Origin of the sequence: Pseudoalteromonas sp. SR43-3, assembly GCF_014163875.1 — a bacterium.
In the GTDB taxonomy this organism is placed as follows: Bacteria; Pseudomonadota; Gammaproteobacteria; order Enterobacterales; family Alteromonadaceae; genus Pseudoalteromonas; species Pseudoalteromonas distincta.
Map to the genome: position 1 here is coordinate 169,613 of NZ_JACJEC010000002.1, position 20,174 is coordinate 189,786.

18 protein-coding genes are annotated in these 20,174 nt (G+C 39.7%); 7 read left to right on the forward strand and 11 right to left on the reverse strand.

The annotated features are described in order from the left end of the window. Positions 1–60: 60 nt before the first annotated feature. Together H5088_RS03130 and H5088_RS03135 are read left to right on the forward strand one after the other, a co-directional pair. Positions 61–435: a DUF413 domain-containing protein gene (locus H5088_RS03130; protein WP_024596244.1), complete on the forward strand. Its 375-nt coding sequence runs from the start codon at positions 61–63 to the stop codon at positions 433–435. 86 nt (positions 436–521) lie between these two features. Next, on the forward strand, positions 522–1,757 hold the full coding sequence (locus tag H5088_RS03135) for a response regulator (RefSeq protein ID WP_024605056.1): 1,236 nt from the start codon (positions 522–524) through the stop codon (positions 1,755–1,757). Positions 1,758–1,773: 16 nt separating this feature from the next. Here H5088_RS03135 and rarD read toward each other — a convergent pair whose 3' ends face one another. After that, positions 1,774–2,691, reverse strand: a complete 918-nt coding sequence (gene rarD / locus H5088_RS03140) for an EamA family transporter RarD (protein ID WP_182752187.1) — start codon at positions 2,689–2,691, stop codon at positions 1,774–1,776. A 51-nt stretch (positions 2,692–2,742) separates the two neighbouring features. Then, positions 2,743–3,198, reverse strand: a complete 456-nt coding sequence (locus H5088_RS03145) for a thioesterase family protein (RefSeq protein WP_024596241.1) — start codon at positions 3,196–3,198, stop codon at positions 2,743–2,745. A 133-nt stretch (positions 3,199–3,331) separates the two neighbouring features. Between H5088_RS03145 and recQ the strand changes: the two genes are divergently transcribed. The 4 genes from recQ (at position 3,332) to H5088_RS03165 (ending at position 7,963) form a co-directional block, all read left to right on the forward strand. Continuing rightward, on the forward strand, positions 3,332–5,155 hold the full coding sequence (recQ, locus tag H5088_RS03150) for a DNA helicase RecQ (protein WP_024605058.1): 1,824 nt from the start codon (positions 3,332–3,334) through the stop codon (positions 5,153–5,155). 7 nt (positions 5,156–5,162) lie between these two features. Then, complete coding sequence (locus tag H5088_RS03155; RefSeq protein ID WP_002961372.1) at positions 5,163–5,447, forward strand: DUF3630 family protein; 285 nt, start codon at positions 5,163–5,165, stop codon at positions 5,445–5,447. A 169-nt stretch (positions 5,448–5,616) separates the two neighbouring features. After that, positions 5,617–7,326, forward strand: coding sequence for a BamA/TamA family outer membrane protein (locus H5088_RS03160; RefSeq protein WP_182752188.1), 1,710 nt, complete (start codon positions 5,617–5,619; stop codon positions 7,324–7,326). Between the two features lie 64 nt (positions 7,327–7,390). After that, positions 7,391–7,963 (forward strand): mechanosensitive ion channel domain-containing protein, encoded by a 573-nt coding sequence (locus H5088_RS03165; RefSeq protein ID WP_138489650.1) that lies wholly within the window; start codon positions 7,391–7,393, stop codon positions 7,961–7,963. 104 nt (positions 7,964–8,067) lie between these two features. Here H5088_RS03165 and H5088_RS03170 read toward each other — a convergent pair whose 3' ends face one another. From H5088_RS03170 to H5088_RS03180, 3 genes are read right to left on the reverse strand one after another with little or no spacing between them, the layout of a single operon-like run. Then, positions 8,068–9,126: a succinylglutamate desuccinylase/aspartoacylase family protein gene (locus tag H5088_RS03170; protein ID WP_002961978.1), complete on the reverse strand. Its 1,059-nt coding sequence runs from the start codon at positions 9,124–9,126 to the stop codon at positions 8,068–8,070. Further along, positions 9,113–10,018, reverse strand: a complete 906-nt coding sequence (gene rimK, locus H5088_RS03175; protein WP_002961977.1) for a 30S ribosomal protein S6--L-glutamate ligase — start codon at positions 10,016–10,018, stop codon at positions 9,113–9,115. Before rimK ends, H5088_RS03170 begins: the two co-directional genes overlap by 14 nt. Before the next feature lie 2 nt (positions 10,019–10,020). Beyond that, positions 10,021–10,455, reverse strand: coding sequence for an ATP-dependent zinc protease (locus tag H5088_RS03180; RefSeq protein ID WP_002961974.1), 435 nt, complete (start codon positions 10,453–10,455; stop codon positions 10,021–10,023). A gap of 287 nt (positions 10,456–10,742) precedes the next feature. On the opposite strand from H5088_RS03180, the gene H5088_RS03185 reads away from it, so the two are divergent. Next, positions 10,743–11,714: a zinc transporter ZntB gene (locus tag H5088_RS03185; protein WP_182752189.1), complete on the forward strand. Its 972-nt coding sequence runs from the start codon at positions 10,743–10,745 to the stop codon at positions 11,712–11,714. A 57-nt stretch (positions 11,715–11,771) separates the two neighbouring features. Here the strand turns inward: H5088_RS03185 and H5088_RS03190 are convergent, their stop codons facing one another. The 6 genes from H5088_RS03190 to parE all read right to left on the reverse strand — a co-directional run bounded on the left by H5088_RS03190 (position 11,772) and on the right by parE (position 20,084). Then, positions 11,772–12,944: a polysaccharide lyase family 7 protein gene (locus tag H5088_RS03190; RefSeq protein ID WP_024605063.1), complete on the reverse strand. Its 1,173-nt coding sequence runs from the start codon at positions 12,942–12,944 to the stop codon at positions 11,772–11,774. A gap of 610 nt (positions 12,945–13,554) precedes the next feature. Further along, positions 13,555–13,890, reverse strand: coding sequence for a ribonuclease E inhibitor RraB (gene rraB / locus H5088_RS03195; RefSeq protein ID WP_002961968.1), 336 nt, complete (start codon positions 13,888–13,890; stop codon positions 13,555–13,557). Further along, positions 13,890–14,603, reverse strand: a complete 714-nt coding sequence (locus H5088_RS03200; protein ID WP_149603218.1) for a 1-acylglycerol-3-phosphate O-acyltransferase — start codon at positions 14,601–14,603, stop codon at positions 13,890–13,892. Before H5088_RS03200 ends, rraB begins: the two co-directional genes overlap by 1 nt. 162 nt (positions 14,604–14,765) lie before the next feature. Then, a complete protein-coding gene (gene parC / locus H5088_RS03205; protein ID WP_024605066.1) occupies positions 14,766–17,060 on the reverse strand; it encodes a DNA topoisomerase IV subunit A in 2,295 nt (764 codons plus the stop codon). Between the two features lie 10 nt (positions 17,061–17,070). Further along, positions 17,071–18,165 carry a sorbosone dehydrogenase family protein gene (locus tag H5088_RS03210; RefSeq protein WP_024605067.1) on the reverse strand — a complete coding sequence of 365 codons (1,095 nt, stop codon included), beginning with the start codon at positions 18,163–18,165 and terminating at the stop codon, positions 17,071–17,073. Positions 18,166–18,194: 29 nt separating this feature from the next. Next, a complete protein-coding gene (gene parE, locus H5088_RS03215; protein WP_002961961.1) occupies positions 18,195–20,084 on the reverse strand; it encodes a DNA topoisomerase IV subunit B in 1,890 nt (629 codons plus the stop codon). Positions 20,085–20,174 lie beyond the last annotated feature (90 nt).

Genomic DNA, 20,174 nt, shown 5'->3' on the forward strand with positions numbered 1-20,174 from the left:
TAATAAATTGCCAAACTTGCATCATACTCCAGCTAATTACTAAGGTATGAGGATAAAGCTATGAGCAATAACATTTCATTACTACGCCAAGCATTTGTTAGCCAACGTCAATTTTATGATGATCAAAACTTTCCACGAGGCTTTAGCCGCAGCGGAAACTTCACCTTATTAGAAGCCAGCATACTTGAACAACACGGAGTTGTTTTAAAAGGCTTATACAGTAAAACAATTGAGCCGCAAAACGAACACCAAGAACAGTTTGTAGCAGTCGTAACTGGCTCACAAGAACCTACCAACCCAATCGAACGAGCTTGGGTAAAATACTTAAAACTAACGACCTGCAAAACTAAGTTTCATACTTTATTTGGCCGTTCAAAAATGTCGAGCCCGGCGCCGATTAGCCAAGAGTATTATTCAGAAGCGGATAATCTGTAAGTATTTAAGTTATTTGCTTTTTTGCGTTTTAACAGTTACAACTTGTATAAGCAAATATTTTTGCAAAATATATATAGGGTTGTTCCGTGACGCGAAAAATACTAATAGTTGAAGATACACCTGCCATGGCGCGAGTGCAAAAGCACATCGCGCTTAAGGCTGGTTATGAAGTTGATATAGCTGAGTCATTAGCGCAAACAAAAGAGCTTATAAGTAAAAATAGCTATTTTTGCGCTGTAGTTGACTTCATATTACCTGATGCCCCATTAGGTGAGGCAATACCTTGTACTATTAATGCAGACATTCCAACTATTGTAATGACGGGCAATATTGATAAAAAAACTCGCGACACTGTAGAAAAATACCCAATCATCGATTACATCATTAAAGAAAATAAACAAGCTTATCAGTACCTCGAAAAACAGTTACAGCGCCTGCCTCGCAACGAAAATGTAAAAGTACTCGTTGTTGACGACTCTAAATCGACCCGACGATACATTTGTAGTTTATTAGTGCGCCATAAGTATCAAATTATTGAAGCACAAGACGGACAAGAAGCGTTAAACCTGCTTGAAGCTTCACCTGATATTTCAGTTATTATTACTGATAATGAAATGCCCAATATGAATGGCGATGAACTATGTAGCGAGATTCGCCGCTTATACAGCAATGATGAAAAAGCTATTATTGGTATTTCGGGTTCTGACTCTGTAGGGCTTTCTAGTTTATTTTTAAAAAATGGCGCAAACGATTATTTGCACAAACCTTTTAATAGCGAAGAGTTTTACTGCAGGCTTAGTCAAAACGTCGATATGTTAGACCTTATAGCCACCATAAGGCGACAAGCCAACACGGATTATTTAACTAATTTACCAAATCGTCGTTACTTTTTTGAAGAAGCTGAAAAATCATTAAAGCAAATAAAACATACTAAAGGTGACGGTGCTTTAGCTATGCTTGATATTGATCACTTTAAATCAATTAACGATACATACGGACACGATGTTGGCGACGAAGTATTAAAAGGGCTCTCTATTTGCTTCAGTAAATACTTTAAAAAGCACTTAGTAGCGCGCTTAGGTGGTGAAGAGTTTGCAGTTTATTTTATAGATGCAGATAAACAAGAAGCCCTTAAACGCCTTGAAGGCTTTAGGTATTTTATAGAAATGAATAGCCAAGAGTTTAGTAAAGCTAAAATAAAATTCACCATTTCTATTGGCTTTGCAAACGGGCCTGTTTATCAAATTGATGAACTTTTAAAACAGGCCGACTTAAAGCTTTACGACGCTAAAGAATCTGGTCGTAATAAAGTAGTTAGTTAACCATTTTATTAGTTAATTATACTTCTGCGGCTGTAATAGCCGCTTTTTTACGTTTGCGTGATTGATGGTAAGAGTCCCAACTAAAAATAGCCAGTGCACTCCAAATACATGCAAATGTTACTACCCGCTCTGCATCAAACACTTCACCATAAAACACCACAGCGAGTATAAACATTAAGCTTGGCCCAATGTATTGAAAAAAGCCAAGTGTAGTATATTGCAAACGCTTAGCTGCACCGGTAAAACACAGCAGTGGTAATGTAGTTACAATACCTGCACTAATCAGTAGTACATTAGTATGCCAATCATTAGCTGGCAGGCTTGATGTTGCTGTAGGCACCATTAACCACCAATAAATAAGTGCGACGGGCAGTAATATAAGTGCTTCGAGTAAAATGCCAGGCAAGGCTTCAACCGGTAACTTTTTACGTAATAAACCATAAAGTGCAAATGATATAGCCAGTGAAAAGGCAACTACCGGAAACGAGCCAAAACTAATTAGCTGCAGCACTACACCGCTAAAGGCAAGGGCTACTGCTACGCCTTGGAACTTACGCAGGCGTTCGCCTAAAAAAAGCATACCCAGTAATACATTTAAAAGAGGATTTATGTAATAGCCCAAGCTTGCATCAAGCATGTGGTTATTATTTATAGCCCATATAAATAAACCCCAATTAAACCCAAGCAGTGCAGAGGTGATAACAAGCATAAGCAAAAGCTTAGGTTGAACGATAATGCGTTTAATTTTACCCCAATACCGTAAAACACTTACTACCAATACTAAAAACACAACCGACCAAATAACCCGATGCATTAAAATTTCAAAAGCAGAAACATGCTGAATCCACTTAAAGTATATTGGCGCAAGGCCCCACATTAAAAAAGCAAGACAAGCAAAAATAGCACCTTTACGCTGCTCAGTATCAATCGACATAATACACACTTAGTGATTTAAAAGGCCGCTAGTTTACTTGCCATACGCGTTTTATCCAACTAAATACGTGCCGGTTCCAAAAGCAATTTGAACAGACTGTTCGTTATGTAATTCCATTCTGCATACACATACTTTATTACCTGAACGAATAAGTGTTGCGCTGGCAGTAAAGCTCTCTCCTTTACCAGGGCGCAAATAATCAGTACGTAAGTCGATAGTCCCAAGCGTGGCTAATTTTGTTTGCACGCTTGTAATATCTAAATCGGTGAGTTTATCAATTACACTTGCTGCAGCGAGCATACCACCTACATTATCAAGTACGGCTGAAATAACACCACCATGGAGTATTTTTTGCGCAGGGTTACCAATTAGTACATCCTGCCACGGGAACGTAATTTTAGCCTGTTCAGGGCTTAACGACTCAACCGATATTTGTAAAAACTGGTTAAACGGCATGCCATTTACAAATAACGCGCCCACTTGTTCAATTAACATTTCTTTATTCATTATTATTCTCTATGTCAAAACAGGTAAGATGAGTAAAACATACATAGTGTAAAACTACGAGACTCCACTTAAATAATTTATCAAGTAACTCAGCTAAAGACATCTCACTAAAAAACCACTAAAATACCCGCCAATGAATACATCAACTCCTCCTTCTAGCACCCTTGTGCGTAAACCCGAAACTGTCCTCAAACAAGTGTTTGGCTACAGTGAATTTCGCGACGGTCAAAAAGCAGTTATTGATGCCGCTATTAACGGTCAAGACTCGCTTGTATTGCTTCCTACTGGCGGCGGAAAATCGGTGTGCTACCAAATCCCTGCTTTAGTACTCGAAGGCGTAACCATTGTTATATCTCCGCTTATATCGCTAATGCAAGATCAGGTAACGCAACTGCAAGCTCTTGGGGTAAAAGCCGCTTACGTTAATAACAGCTTAGCACGAGAAGAACAGCAATTGGTGTATCAACAGCTTCATCAGGGGCAAATTAAGCTCTTATATGTGGCGCCTGAAAAAGTATTACAACACGAATTTTTAGAGCGTTTATCGCATTTAAATGTGAGTTTATTTGCTATTGACGAAGCGCACTGTGTGTCGCATTGGGGTCATGACTTTAGACCTCATTACTTTCGCTTAAACGAATTAAAGCAACGTTTTGCACATGTCCCAATGATGGCATTAACCGCCACCGCCGATAAAGCCACACGGTTTGATATAGTTGAGCAATTAAAACTACAACAGCCTTATATTCATACAGGCAGCTTTGATCGCCCCAATATTCGTTACACCATAGAAGAAAAATTTAAACCTATGGTGCAATTGCTTCGCTACCTAAAGGAGCAAAAAAGCCAAAGCGGTATTATTTATTGCACCAGCCGTAAACGCGTAGACGACATTGCTGAAAAGCTTGCAGATGCAGGACTAAACGCTGCCGCTTATCATGCTGGTATGAGTAACGAGCAACGACAATTTGTACAAACCGGGTTTGCCCGTGACGATATACAGATAGTGGTCGCAACCGTTGCTTTTGGTATGGGCATAAACAAGCCTAATGTGCGTTTTGTGCTGCATTACGATATTCCAAAAAGTATAGAGTCGTACTATCAAGAAACTGGTCGAGCTGGGCGAGATGGACTTGCCGCAGAAGCTATAATGTATTTTGACCCAGCTGATATAGGTCGCGTAAGGCGCTTTTTTGAAGACATAGACGACGAACAACGCCGCCGCGTAGAAGAACAACGCTTTAACGCAATGGCAAGCTTTGCCGAAGCGCAAACATGTCGTCGTCAAATATTACTTAACTATTTTAGTGAATATCAACGCGAACCTTGTGGCAACTGCGATATTTGCTTAAATCCGCCAAAAAGCTTTGATGGTACGTTAGTCGCCCAGCAAGCACTTTCGTGTGTATACAGAGCGGGGCAACGTTTTGGACTTGGTTATATTGTTGAATTACTTCGCGGTGCAAACACGAGCCGCATCCGCGATAATAATCATCATGAGTTAAGTACTTACGGCATAGGTAAAGATAAAAGCAGTGAGTTTTGGCTCAGTATTTTACGCCAACTTATTCATCAAGGCTTACTTAGCCAAGATATAACACAAGGTGCGTCACTTAGATTAACCGAAGCCGCGCGTGTAATTTTAAAAGGTGAATATGCACTGCAATTAGCCGAGCCACGCCTGCAAGCCAAACACGTTTATCAAGATAAGTTAGCGCAATTTAATTACGACAAAAAACTCTTTGCTCGCCTGCGCGCACTTCGTAAAGAACTTGCTGATGCCGACGATGTGCCACCTTATGTAGTATTTAATGATAAAACGTTAGCCGAAATGGCGCAGCTTATGCCAACAAACGACAGTGAATTTTTAAAGGTCTCAGGTGTTGGTTTTACTAAGTTAAATAAGTACGGCGGCGAATTTTTAACGGCAATTCGACATTACCTAGCTACTAATTAAGAGCATTATGACCCAAATAGAATATGACCATACACACAAATGTATTTTGATTAATCCCATTGAGCTACCAAACGATGAAGACTTTGAGCTGTGGAGTACATTATTTTTACACTCAGACGAAGTAACACTCAACGAATATTCTGCTGGCGCCGATCGCCATCAAGTTCGCTTTACCTATAATCATCAAACCTTTAATTTAAACTATGAGCATTACAGCCAAAGCATCTGGATTAATGCCGAAGGTCATGAAGCTGAACACTTACTCGCCGCTTTAGCATTTTATTTAAGCTAGCTTTTAATGCCTAGCGCATAGGTCGCTGCAAACCAGCTGGCTATTAACAAAAGTGAATATGGGTAACAATTAATTAATTTCAAAATCCATACCTTTTACTTACATTATAATAACAATGATGTAAGCTGATATTACGATAGTCATTTGCTACGTAGCAGTAAGAGGTTTAATGGTGAGCAAGAAATGGATAGCACAATGTTGTATTAGTTTAACGGTTTTAAGCTTTTATGTGTCTAAAACGTTCGCACAACAATCTTCAATGAAAACTGATAACTGCCTTGTAGAACAGACAGATTTAAGCACAAATAAAAACCTACGCCGAGAAGTTCAAGACAAAACAACCCTCACGCACAGTAATAGTAACGCTAAAATAGCCTCAATAAAGCTCAAGCAACTTAATGTATTTAATACTGAGCTTGAAGAGGAAAATATTGCCCTATTCCGTTTTGCTAATCGCGCTCACATTCAAACAGAGCCCGATGTCATTAATAACCTTTTATTATTCTCCCCAGGTGACAAGTACGACGCTAAAAAGCTCGCAGAATCTGAGCGTTTACTTCGTAAAGAAAGCTACTTATATGATGCACAAATTAGTGCTACCGAAAACTGCGACGGCGACGTTAATGTAGAAGTGGTTACCCGTGATTTATGGACACTTTTACCTGAAGTGAACTTTAGTCGGAGCGGTGGAGAAAACAAATCGAGTATAGGTTTTAGAGAATCTAACCTGCTTGGGTGGGGTAAGCGCCTTTCTTTTTCGCGTACCACTGACAGCGATCGCAGCGGTTACTTATTTGTTTACGACGATCCTAATATTTTATCTACTCGCTACCGAGGCCGTTTAGAGTACGCCGATAACAGCGACGGCAAGCGCCATTTGCTTGAGCTAACCTATCCATTTTACGCAATTGACACCCCCTTTAGTTACGGTATTTTAAGCTATTCTGAGCAGCGCGAAGAGTCACTATATAAACGCGGCGAAGAGTTTAGCGAATTTGATCAAACTACCGATTTAAACCGTGTATTTATAGGACACTCTAAAGCGCTTAATAATAATTGGACCCAGCGACTAACGTTAGGCTATACCGATGAGCAACATACCTTTGAAGCTATAGACACTACATTTGCACCACTTGCCGATGACAGAAGCTTAAGTTATCCCTTTATAAGCGGCCATTGGTTTGAAGATAACTACATAAAAGTACGCAACTTCGACAGTATATCTCGCACTGAGGATTTAAATTTAGGTTGGAATATTAAAAGCTTAATTGGCTATTCAGATGAGTCCTTAAGTAATGACGACAGCCGCGCGGTGTATTCTTTTAACTTTAAAAAAGCCCACTTTACTAACGATAATACTTTATGGCGTTTTAGTGCTGATATTGATGGCTATTGGAATAAAGAACAGAAAAAACTCGAAAACTTTATGGCCACCAGCCAAGTACAATATTATTTAAATACCAGTGAAGACCAATCTTGGTATGTTAAAGCCCGCGTGCAATACGCCAAAAACCTGACTGCTGATCAACAGCTTACTTTAGGTGGCGAAACAGGCCTGCGTGGTTACCCGATGGATTATCAACATGGCGATCGCAGCTTTTTAGTTAATTTAGAAAAGCGCTATTACTGGGAGTACGATTTACTGCAACTATTTAAAGTGGGTGGCGCAGCTTTTGTAGATGTAGGCAGAGCATGGTTTAACGATGAAGATAACGGTGAAAATGCACATGTATTGAAAAATGTAGGCGTTGGTCTGCGTTTGGCACCGAGTCGCGCAAACTCAGGAACCATGATCCACATTGATATTGCCGCCCCTGTTGATAGCTACGATGATGTAGACTCAGTCCAGTGGCTAGTAAGCGTTAAAAACACTTTTTAAATAATACAAACACGTTAAACTAATACCAATTGCATTAAATTGTTATGAAAGTTCAGGACCTAATGTGGAAATAATAGAAGTTTTAGAATTGTTTGCATCACAATATAAGTTAGTTGTAACTATAATCGCTATTTTGGTTTTCCCTCTTCTATTAAAAATAACCAAAAAACTACTCGAAAAAGCGATTAAAGGCAAAGTAGATTTACACCGAAAATACCGTGCAGAGCTTTTACTAAAAATTATACTCGCCTTTGTAGTACTGTGTTTGGTTTTAGTATTTTGGGGTATAGAGCTGCGTGGTTTATTGGTTTTAGGCTCTTCTTTATTTGCCATGTTAGGGGTAGCGCTTTTTGCCGCTTGGTCATTATTGAGTAATCTCACCGCATTTTTACTGATGTTTATTCAAAACGATTGCCGCGTTGGTTATTGGGTACGAATTATTGATGGTGCGAATCATGTTGAAGGGCGCATTGTTGAAATGGGCTTAATGAATGTAGTACTTGAACATATTGATGGGCACCGTGTAATTTACCCTAACAATTTATTTGTGACCCGTCCTGTCATGGTTTTAAATAAAGAACCAAAGCCAACTAAAACCCCTGTTATAAAGCGTATTATTGGTCCTAAAAAAACATAGTTTAAAAAGCATCGTTGATAAAGCAATGTCCACAAAAAAGCCGCAGTAAGTAATTACCTACTGCGGCTTTTTAATGCTTAGCTAAACAGAATTTAGTTTAGCTATTAGTTATTTAGTTCAGCTGTTTTAAGCTCGTCATCTAAATCATTTATCTCATCAATAAAGTTCTCTAGTTGCTGCTCTACTAAACTATTGTCGTTTGCAAAGTAAGCAAGGTGGAATACCGCATCACCTTCATTTACCAATGGCATCGTTTGCTGACCAATAACAATACCGCCTTTAGGCGCTAAAAGCTCAAGCTCAGAATCCCCTAGAGGGCTACTTATATATGCAAGCACTTGCCCTTTAGTTACATGCTCCCCTAGTGATACTTGTGCACGCACAATGCCATCAACCTCTGCACGTATCCAACTAGTCGAACCTGCAATAATAGGATCTGGTAACTTTTTAGGGCGCTTGCCACGGATCATTTTTAAATGGCGCATAACATAATCAACGCCCTGCACACCTGCCGCAATAGCGATAGGGTCAAAGCGTAGCGCTTCGCCTGCTTCATAAGTAATAACAGGTATACCTAAATTTGCGGCTTCACTGCGTAATGAACCATTACGAAGGGATGCATTTATAACCGCCGGCGTACCAAATGCTTTAGCCATTTCAGCGGTTGCTTCATCTTCTAAATTAGCGCGAATTTGCGGTAAATTAGTACGATGAATAGCGCCAGTATGCAAATCAATAATGTGAGTACAATGTACTGCCACTTGATTAAAAAACATATAAGCCATACGCCCAGCTAATGAACCACGTTCAGAACCTGGGAAACTGCGATTCATATCGCGTCTATCTGGTAAATAACGCGATTTGTGAATAAAGCCAAACACATTCACAATAGGCACAGCGATTATAGTTCCGCGCAGTTGGCTTGGATCTATTTTAGCAAGTAACTGACGCACAACTTCTACACCATTTAGCTCATCACCATGAATAGCCGCACACACCATAAGCACAGGGCCTTCCATTACACCATTAACCACTTCAATAGGAATATTAAGTGGTGAATGGGTGTAAAGCTTAGCTGCTTCTAAGGCAAGCGTTTTACGCTCGCCTACGCCTACATTTTCTCCTAATAAGGAAAAAGGACGGTTAATTTTAACCTTTGCCACGTGTTGCTGTTCCTTTACTTGAGGCATTTTTTTCGATGAAATCAATTACCATACCTGCAATATCTTTACCTGTTGCTATTTCAATGCCCTCTAAACCCGGTGATGAGTTAACTTCCATCACAAGTGGCCCACGAGATGAGCGAAGTAAATCAACTCCCGCTACATTTAAGCCCATTGATTTAGCCGCTGCTACTGCCGTTTTACGTTCCTCTGGAGTAATGCGAACTAATGTAGCGCTACCACCACGGTGAAGGTTAGAGCGGAACTCACCTTCTTGTGCTTGGCGCTTCATTGCTGCGATTACTTTGTCGCCTAGTACAAAACAACGTATGTCTGCACCACCCGCTTCTTTAATATATTCTTGAACCATAATATTGGCTTTTAAGCCCATAAACGCTTCAATAACACTTTCAGCTGCTTTGCGTGTTTCAGCAAGTACAACACCAATGCCTTGTGTGCCTTCAAGTAATTTAATTACAACAGGTGCACCGCCTACCATTTCTAGTAAGTCTTTTACGTCATCGGGTTTGCTGGCAAAACCTGTTACTGGCATACCAACGCCTTTGCGCGAAAGTAACTGAAGTGAACGTAATTTATCGCGCGAACGAGAAATAGCGACTGATTCGTTTACAGGATAAACACCCATCATTTCAAACTGACGAAGTACCGAACAGCCATAAAATGTAACCGATGCACCAATACGCGGGACAATTGCGTCAAATTCTTTTAAGTTTTCACCGCGATAGTGAATTTCTGGTTGCTCAGAGTTGATATTCATATAACAACGCAATGCATCAATCACTTTAACTTCGTGGCCGCGTGCTTCTGCTGCCTCAATTAAGCGACGTGTTGAATATAGCTTTCTGTTACGAGATAAAATACCGATTTTCATAGTTAAACCTTACGACCTAATAGTTGAGATAAAGCCGGGTCAACGACTATACGATTTTCCATGGCTGTACGCCCTAATAACATTCTAAACTTCATTGTTGCACGGCTTGTTAAAGTAAGCTCGATAGGCCAGCTATGCTCGCCTGCATGTAATGTAGTTTCTATAAAGTAGCGTAGCTCTTTTTGCCCACTTGAGCTGGTTACGTACTTCATTTTTTTAACTTTTGCATTGCAAGTGACTTGTGTTTGTTCATCATCTTGCAGTGGTTGGGCCGTAAATTTAACCCATTTTTCTGAGTCAACTTCGTATTCTTCAATGTTAATTGCATGAATACATGAAGTGCGAGCGCCAGTATCAATTTTTGCTTTTATCTCGTTAATACCAAGCTCAGGTAAACTTAACCACTCACGCCAACCAACTGTGATCTTTGCTGTCATAAATGTGCCCTTAATAAAAAAGTGACTTATACTCTACAGGTCAAAAAACACCAATGAAATAAATTTATCTAGTCGATTAGTAAATTAAATTGATCTTTTTAAGCAACTGGTAACACAATGCACGCCTTGCTAAGCCGTACTTTAATGCCACTTTGCTCAACATAGAGGCTCTGCATATATTTTGCTATTTAAGCTTAACTTATTAAAAGTAAAGGTAAGCCTGTAAGCAACTAAGTAGATACACTATAGTTAACAGTATTAAAAATACACTATTATGAGAACTAATTATGATTAATGGTTTACTACATGCACTTGTACTTGATGGACAAGGCGGCGCTCGTCCTATTGGAAGCACTAATGAGCTAAATAGCTGGCAACCAAGCCAAGGTAAACTTTGGGTGCACATGGATTATAGCCAAAGTGAGGCTGTTGAATGGCTCAAGGCACAGCCTCATTTAAACGATTACGAACTAGAGTCTTTAATTGCTGATGAAACACGCCCACGTATTACGGCTACAACTAACGGGCACATGTTATTTTTACGTGGTGTAAATTTAAATCCAGCACAAAGCCCTGAAGACATGGTTTCAATTCGTTTATTTATTAGCGAAGACATTCTTATTACTACCCGTAAGCGCCGTTTATTATCGGTGCAAGATACGCTCGCCTGTTTAAATGAAAATAAAGGCCCATGCAATATTTCTGAATTAGTGTGCTCTATTACACAAAAATTAACCTCACGTATGCAAAGTGTTATTGACTCACTAGATGAAACACTCGACGAGTTTGAAGAAGAAATAGATGAACCAAGTAAAAAGTTTGACAACCAAGGTTTATCACAGTTGCGACGCCAAACTATTGCCTTAAAACGTTATTTAAAACCGCAAAAAGAAGCCCTTAGTTCAATGGTAAATAACCACTACCTATGGTTATTAGATGACGATAAAGCAAAACTTAATGAAACCATCAACTTATTAATTCGTTATCTTGAAGAGCTAGATAGTTCGATTGAGCGTGCGCAAATTATTCAGCAAACAATCACTAACCAAGTTTCTGAGCAGTTAAACCAGCGAATGTATGTTATGTCTGTAGTGGCAGCACTTTTTTTACCACTGGGCTTTTTAACGGGGCTTTTAGGTGTAAACGTAGGAGGTATTCCTGGTACAGAGAGCCCTTATGCGTTTAGTGCTTTTGTCATATTTTTAATTGTGCTCACTGGCGGTATTGGTGTGTATTTTAAAAATAAAAAATGGCTGTAAATTAAAACGCATATTTAATATGGCCACTCAATTGAGTGGCCATAATTAAGTGGCTACTTAGTTTGTTTGACGGGTATATGTAACATTAGTCATTGTTACTTTTGATTGGGTAATGCCTAAATCTTCAAAGCAATTTTTGAATGAATTAGAGTTACCTGCTTCACCGCATTTATCTAGAGTATTTGGATCTTGAGACTGTAAGTAGTTACCAAACTTAAAGTAAGATTCAGAATCATCTTCTACAGGAATACCAAACGAATTACCTAGTGCACTTACATCTACATCGCCGTAATTATTTACCACTCGCAAGTTAAATGACTCACCGCTTGTAATAGTACCTAGCGCAAATTTTTCTTCATTGCCACTGGTATTACGCAAACGAACATAGACATCAAAAATGCCATTACCCGCTACGCTGTCGTTAAAACCTGATTCATCAGTATCTGAAACATACACTTTAGAAATAGTCCCAGTATCGCTGGCGTGGTGCTGTGAAATAATTGTTTTACCGCCATCAGACATTTCAACTTTTACAGTTGCTTCAAATACTTCGTAAGACTGTGTCATGGCAACACGCAAGCTTTCTTTTACCTTGTACTCATGACGCCAGCCATTCCCGTTAGGCGTAATATGCTGTGCCTCCAAAGGTACAAACACTAACGTACTATCGTTAACTAACGGGTTAGGGCTATCCCCTTCTAAATCAAAAACACTACCACTTGTAATGCTGCTTGGAATCGTTGTACCGTCTCCAGATCCTGCACCATCATCAGTGCCACCGCCATTATTACTGCCCTCAACTAATGTAAAATTATCAAAGCGTACATCACTTGAGCTATTGTAATGCTTAGCAAATACTTGCAGTGAATTGGTATTCGCTGAAGTAAACGTTTTAGTTACCTTAGTCCAAGACGATACATCAAAGGTTTTGTTTTTAAATAAACCGTTTAAGTCGTTAACCCCAATCTGCCCTTTACCAAGTACATAAGCACTTAACGTATATTCAGTGTTTGGCTGAATATTTACTAATTGATAAACACGTGCAGGACTACCCTGAATTTTTAACGATTTAGATCCGCTATATGCATCAGATGAAATAGCCGCTGGCTCAGTTTCGTTCCAACTACTAAAACCGCTTTCAAAGCCAGGGTTATTAATAGTTGCAGCGTGAGATAACGCTGAGGTTGCAGTAATTGCAGTGCAAATAAACAATTTCTTGTGGTTAATCATTATCTTTATTCCTTTAAACCTGAACATAAAAACAACCTAACTACTTAGGTTAGTGAAATTCACTAACACTTAGATCTTACCGCTATACAGGTTTTTAATTGTGTATGAATAGTAATGGTAATTTAAATGGCAAATAAAACTTACCAATTAACATTACCAAAAATTATGCCCGAAGGCGGGGTAAAGGTTATATTTATTGTTACCAATATGTCAACACAGTGTGGTACAGCAAATAAGTATTACTTACATCTTTATTACCACTTAAAAACAAATTTAATTTTCAATTTAATCAACACATTAGATTTTATTAAGTGACGAATTAATTTTTAAAAATAAATTTTAATTTCAGACATAAGTACTAAAAAATAAATAACACTGCTTACCAATAATTATGGACTATATTAATTTAGTATGAATAAAAAATAAAAATAGAGATAAATTAAAGACTAATTTAAAATTGGTAATAACCAGATTTAAATTGGTAATGTACATTTTTGATTTATATAGAGGCTAATGAGTGTATTTAAAGCTTAAACAGGGAGTAAAACTAAAAAAAGGCGAGCACTGTTAAATGCTCGCCTTTACTATTTTTCTAATGCTGGGTAATTAATTACTCTTGAAAGTAAGTGCCCCAACCGTCGTATTCAACATCGCACTCAACGGCTAGTTGCGCTAGCTTATCAACGTCTTCCATAATAACGTCTACGTCTAGCTCAGCTTCAACTACAATGTCAAAGCTCCAAATTTTACTGCCATCTTCAAGCTCAAGCTCTGCTGGCTCTTCAACATCGTAGCCTAATTTAAAAGCAGCCAATGCAGCTTGCTCTAGTTTAGGGAAGTCTTCACACACAAAATGGTGTTCTACTTCATAAAGTATTTCAGGATCTGATCCATCTTCTAGTAGTGAACTTACGATGTCTTCACTTATTTCACGCCAGTTTTCCATTATTTTTCTCTCACTTGAGCATCTAATTCAGTTATTTTAGCAGCCATAATGCTATGCACGCTTTTAGCATGCTCACGCGCGCTAATTTCTTTATCAAGCGGTATAGGCGCTAACATTTCGATGTAAATTGTACCATTATCCCAACGATTTAGCTTAATGGTTTTATGTGTTGTATTCATACATACCGGAATTATGGGTACATCTGCGCTCATTGCGGTGTGAAAAGCACCTGTTTTGAACGGTAGCAACCCTCTTCCATAGCTTCGTGTGCCTTCTGGAAACATCCATACAGATAAGCCATTATTTTTAATTTTTTCGGCTGCTTTGGAGATAGTTCCCGCTGCTTTGGAGCGATTCGATCTGTCTATTAATATATTACCCGACAACCAATAAAGCTGACCGAAAAATGGGATCCACTTTAAGCTCTTTTTCCCCAAACTTACGCAGTTTTTAGGCACCATTGCAGGCACTGTAAATAAGTCGTAGCTATTTTGATGATTAGCAACATAAACTGCAGGGCCTGCATCAATTGCATCTTTATGACGTGTTAAAACTAATTTAACGCCAATCATTTTAGCCATTGAGCCAAACCAGCCCGCTATAATATGTACATTATTGGGATGAAATGGTCTTACAATCGAAAGTAATAAACCAAAAATACAACTGAATAATATAAACATCAGCATAATAAAAACGCGTATAACAGCTAGCAAATGAGTTTCTCCAAAGATCAATTATGATTATTATAGCGTTATTTTGTGACACAGACGAGTCAATAGCGCACAAGTGTACGCTGAAATATGCAAGCTCTTTATTTTAAAACAAAAACGGCCTGCAAATGCAGACCGTTTTTATTTATACAAAAAAGTAATTGGTTACTCTTCGTTAATGGCTTCTATTGGTTCATCATCTTGTGGGGTTAGCTCAACAACGGCTTCGTCAACACGCTGTAAGCCGCGCGGTAGTTTATTACCCCTACGCCCTCGCTCACCATGATAATGCTCTAAATCACTTGGTTTAAGCGTTAGTTTACGCTTACCAGCATGAAGCGTAACACTGCTTCCTTGTGGCACAACAGCAAGCACTTTTACAAACTCTTCACGGGCTTGTACTTTAGCACCTGGTATAGAGATGATTTTATTACCTTTACCTTTGCCTAACTTTGGTAAGTCTCGCAGCGGGAATAAAAGCATTCGACCTTCGTTAGAAATAGCCATACAGTAATCGCTAGCAACATCGTTCACTCTAATAGGAGAAAGTAATATTCCACCTTTAGGGACACTTACCAGCGCTTTACCATTTTTATTTTTACTCACTAAGTCTTTAAAGTCGGTAATAAAGCCGTAACCTGCATCTGACGCCATAAGCAATACTTGCTCGTCTTCACTCATTACCACGTGCTCAAAATTAGCACCTGGTGTTAAGTTAAAACGACCTGTCATTGGCTCCCCTTGGCTACGCGCCGAAGGTAGACTGTGCGCATCAGTTGCAAACGCCCGCCCTGCTGAATCTAAAAATACCGCAGGTTGATTACTCTTACCACGAGCAGAGGCTCTAAAGCCGTCACCTGAGCGATAATTTAAGCCTTGTACATCTAAGTCATGACCTTTACCAACGCGTGCCCAGCCTTTGTCTGATAGCACAACAGTAACTGACTCTGACGGAATTAAATCTTTTTCGTTAAGTGCTTTCGCTTCTGAGCGCTCAATCACTGGCGAGCGACGATCGTCACCGTACATTTCAGCGGCTTCTTGAATTTCTTTTTTAAGCAGTGTCGACATACGACGTTCTGAGCCCAAAATTTGCGCTAATTTATCACGCTCTTTGGCTAGTTCATCTTGCTCACCGCGAATTTTAAACTCTTCAAGTTTTGCTAAATGACGAAGTTTTAATTCTAAAATAGCTTCTGCTTGCGTATCAGTTAAATCAAAGCGCTCCATTAATACAGGCTTTGGTTTGTCTTCGCTGCGGATGATTTCAATCACTTCATCGATATTTAAAAAGGCTGCTAATAAACCTTCTAAAATATGCAAACGTGCTAATACTTTATCTAAACGATACTGCAAACGACGACGCACTGTTTCGCGTCTAAATGTTAGCCACTCACTTAAAATACAGCGCAAGTCTTTAACTTGCGGGCGACCATCTAGGCCTAGCATGTTTAAGTTTACGCGGTAATTTTTTTCAAGATCGGTGGTTGCAAATAAGTGCGCCATTAATGGCTCAGCTTTAATGCGGTTTGAGCGCGGAATAATTACAATACGCGTTGGATTTTCGTGATCTGACTCGTCACGTAAATCAGCAATCATAGGTAATTTTTTAGCGTTCATTTGCGCTGCAATTTGCTCAAGTACTTTACCACCTGAACATTGATGCGGCAGCGCTGTAATAACAATATCGCCATGCTCTTCGGTGTAAACCGCACGCATTTTGATAGACCCACGACCGGTTTTATATATTTTATGAATATCGGCTTTTGGGGTAATTATTTCAGCATCTGTTGGGTAATCTGGTGCATGTACAAGCTCAAGTAATTCTTCAAGCTCTGTTTTTGGTTTATCAAGTAATAAACAACATGCGCTAGCCACTTCACGTACGTTATGTGGCGGAATATCTGTTGCCATACCTACGGCGATACCCGTTATACCATTGAGTAAAATATGCGGTAAACGAGAAGGCAATACTACAGGTTCATCCATGGTGCCATCAAAGTTTGGTGTCCAATCAACGGTGCCTTGGCCAAGCTCTTTAAGCAGAACTTCAGAAAACTTAGATAAACGCGCTTCGGTATAACGCATTGCTGCAAACGATTTAGGGTCATCTGCCGCACCCCAGTTTCCTTGTCCATCTACCAAAGGATAGCGATAAGAAAACGGCTGCGCCATTAATACCATAGCTTCGTAACAGGCACTGTCGCCGTGTGGATGGTACTTACCAAGTACGTCACCCACTGTACGAGCTGATTTTTTGTACTTGGCATTAGCCGACAAACCCAGTTCGCTCATCGCATAAATAATACGACGCTGTACTGGTTTTAAACCATCACCTACATGCGGTAGGGCACGATCCATGATTACGTACATGGAATAATTTAAATAGGCGTCTTCGGTAAAACGCCCCATTGTTTGTTGCTCAATTCCTTGCATTAGCAAGGTATCTGTATCACTCATTAAAGCTTACCTAGTTTTTCTTATAGCTTACACGGTAGATTACATTGGCGTAATCATCGCTTACTAACAGACTGCCGTCACCTAATTCTGCAAATGCAACAGGGCGTCCAAATGTTGTTTCGTCTTTCATAAAGCCAGTAATAAATGGCGTATATTTAGTTACGCGACCTACTTCGATTGTTGCAAGGCCTACTTTATAACCTGACTTTTTAGAACGGTTCCATGAGCCATGTTCAGCAACAAATAATTGTTGCTTATAGCTTGCTGGAAATTGCTTACCGTTATAAAAATGAATACCTAATGGCGCTACATGCGCAGGAAGTGCAAGTGCTGGTGACGTATAATCGGCAATGTTTTTACCTTCACCAAACTCAGGGTCAATAATTGCGCCAGCATGAACATACGGAAAACCAAAATGCTCCCCTTCTTGCGTTGCACGGTTTAGCTCATCAGGCGGAATATCATCGCCCATCATGTCGCGACCGTTATCACTAAACCATAGAGCTTGAGTAGCTGGATGAAAATCAAAACCCACTGTATTTCTCACGCCTTTGGCTATTGTTTTTATTTGTTTTGTTTCTACATTAAGCGCAAAAATACGGCCAAAACGTTCATCTTCAGCACAAATATTACACGGTACACCCACCGGAATGATTAATTCTCCCGTTGGTGCAAAACGCAGAAATTTCCAACCATGATGACGCTCGCTCGGTAGCTTGTTATAGACCACATCAAACTTTGGGTCTTTTAATTGGGTATCAATGTTTTTAAAGCGAATAATACGATGTACTTCGCCTACATATAAATCGCCATCTTTAATTGCTATGCCAGAGGGCATATTAAGGCCTTTAGCCACAACAATTTTTTTATCTGCTACACCATCGCTATTATGATCAATAAGTGCATATACGTTGCCCGCTTTACGAGAGCCAACATACACAATACCTTTTTTTGAAACGGCTATTTGACGTGCATTTTCTACATCATTTGCAAATAAACTAATTTCAAACCCAGGTGCTACGGTGAGCTTATCAAGTATATTTTTAGCCATTGCAGGAGCGCTAGTCAGCCCAAGTAACAGCAAACTTCCTAGTAATTTTTTCATTCGTCTCTCCTAGTGTTAGGCACAAGCAATTAAACGAGCGCCTTGTTACCATGATCTTCTAACCATTGACGACGATCAGGCGATCGTTTTTTAGCAAGTAGCATATCCATCATTTCCATGGTTTCTACTTCTTCATCAAGCGTAAGCTGCACTAAGCGTCGTGTATTAGGATCCATAGTGGTTTCACGAAGCTGTAACGGATTCATTTCACCCAGACCTTTGAATCGTTGTACGTTTACTTTTCCGCGTTTTTTCTCGGCTTCTATGCGCGCCAAAATAGCGGTTTTCTCTTCTTCATCTAGGGCGTAATAAACTTCTTTGCCAATATCTATTCTAAATAATGGCGGCATTGCAACATACACATGCCCTGTTTTTACTAATTCTGGAAAATGACGAACAAACAGTGCACATAACAATGTTGCAATGTGTAATCCATCCGAGTCAGCATCGGCCAGTATACAAATCTTATTGTAACGCAGTCCCGACATATCTGTTGATTCTGGGTCAATACCCAGTGCCACTGAAATATCATGTACTTCTTGTGATGCTAGTATTTGCCCCGACTCTACTTCCCAGGTATTTAAAATTTTACCACGTAGCGGCATAATTGCCTGAAATTCACGGTCTCGCGCTTGTTTAGCAGAACCACCAGCAGAATCACCTTCCACTAAAAACAGCTCGGTTCGGTCATTATCGGCAGCACTACAATCGGTCAATTTACCTGGTAATGCAGGCCCTGCAGTAACTCGTTTACGTACGACTTTTTTAGCTGCACGCAAACGGCTTTGCGCGTTTGAAATACATAACTCAGCTAATAATTCTGCGGTATCGGTATGTTCATTTAGCCATAAACTAAACGAATCTTTTACAACACCCGATACAAATGCGGCACATGAACGTGATGAAAGTTTTTCTTTGGTTTGCCCTGCAAATTGTGGATCTTGCATTTTAACCGACAATACGTAACTACAACGCTCCCAAATATCATCCGGTGTTAGCTTTACGCCACGAGGTAGTAAATTTCTAAACTCACAAAACTCTCGCATTGCTTCAAGCAAGCCTTGGCGCAGACCATTTACATGTGTACCACCTTGCGCAGTAGGAATTAAGTTTACGTAGCTTTCCGCTATTGATTCGCCACCTTCAGGTAGCCATACAACAGCCCAATCAGCGCCTTCAATTGAGCTTTTAAATTCACCTACAAATGGGTCTTGCGGTAATGTTTCAAACCCTTTAACGGCTTCAATTAGGTAATCTTTTAAGCCAGTTTCGTAAAACCATTCTTTGGTTTCTTTTGTTTGCTTATTAACAAACTTAATACGCAGTCCTGGGCATAAAACCGCTTTGGCTTTTAATAAATGATTAAGCTTGGTAATTGAGTAGTTTGGTGAATCAAAGTAGCTAACATCAGCCCAAAAACGAACGGTGGTACCTGTATTGCGCTTACCAACAGTACCAATTACGCTCAAATCTTCTACTTTATCGCCATTTTCAAATGCCATTCTGTATTGTTGAGCGTCGCGCCTTACGGTTACTTCTACACGTGTAGATAAGGCATTTACTACAGAAATACCTACACCGTGTAAACCACCCGAAAATTGGTAGTTTTTATTAGAAAACTTACCACCGGCGTGTAACTTAGTGAAGATTAGTTCAACCCCAGGGATACCTTCCTCAGGGTGAATATCAATAGGCATACCACGACCGTCATCGCTCACTTCGAGCGAGTTATCTTCGTGGAGAATTACGTCGATACGAGTAGCGTGGCCCGCCATAGCTTCATCGACACTGTTATCGATAACCTCTTGGCCTAAATGGTTTGGGCGTACGGTATCGGTGTACATCCCTGGGCGTCGTTTTACCGGATCTAATCCATTAAGTACTTCAATGGCTTCGGCGTTATAATTTTGATCACTCATAGTTTTTGTCTTTATATCCGCTAAGGCTCTAATACGTTTACTAGTTTTATTGTTATATGCGCTAAAGCGTTAATATAGTAACTAACCTCA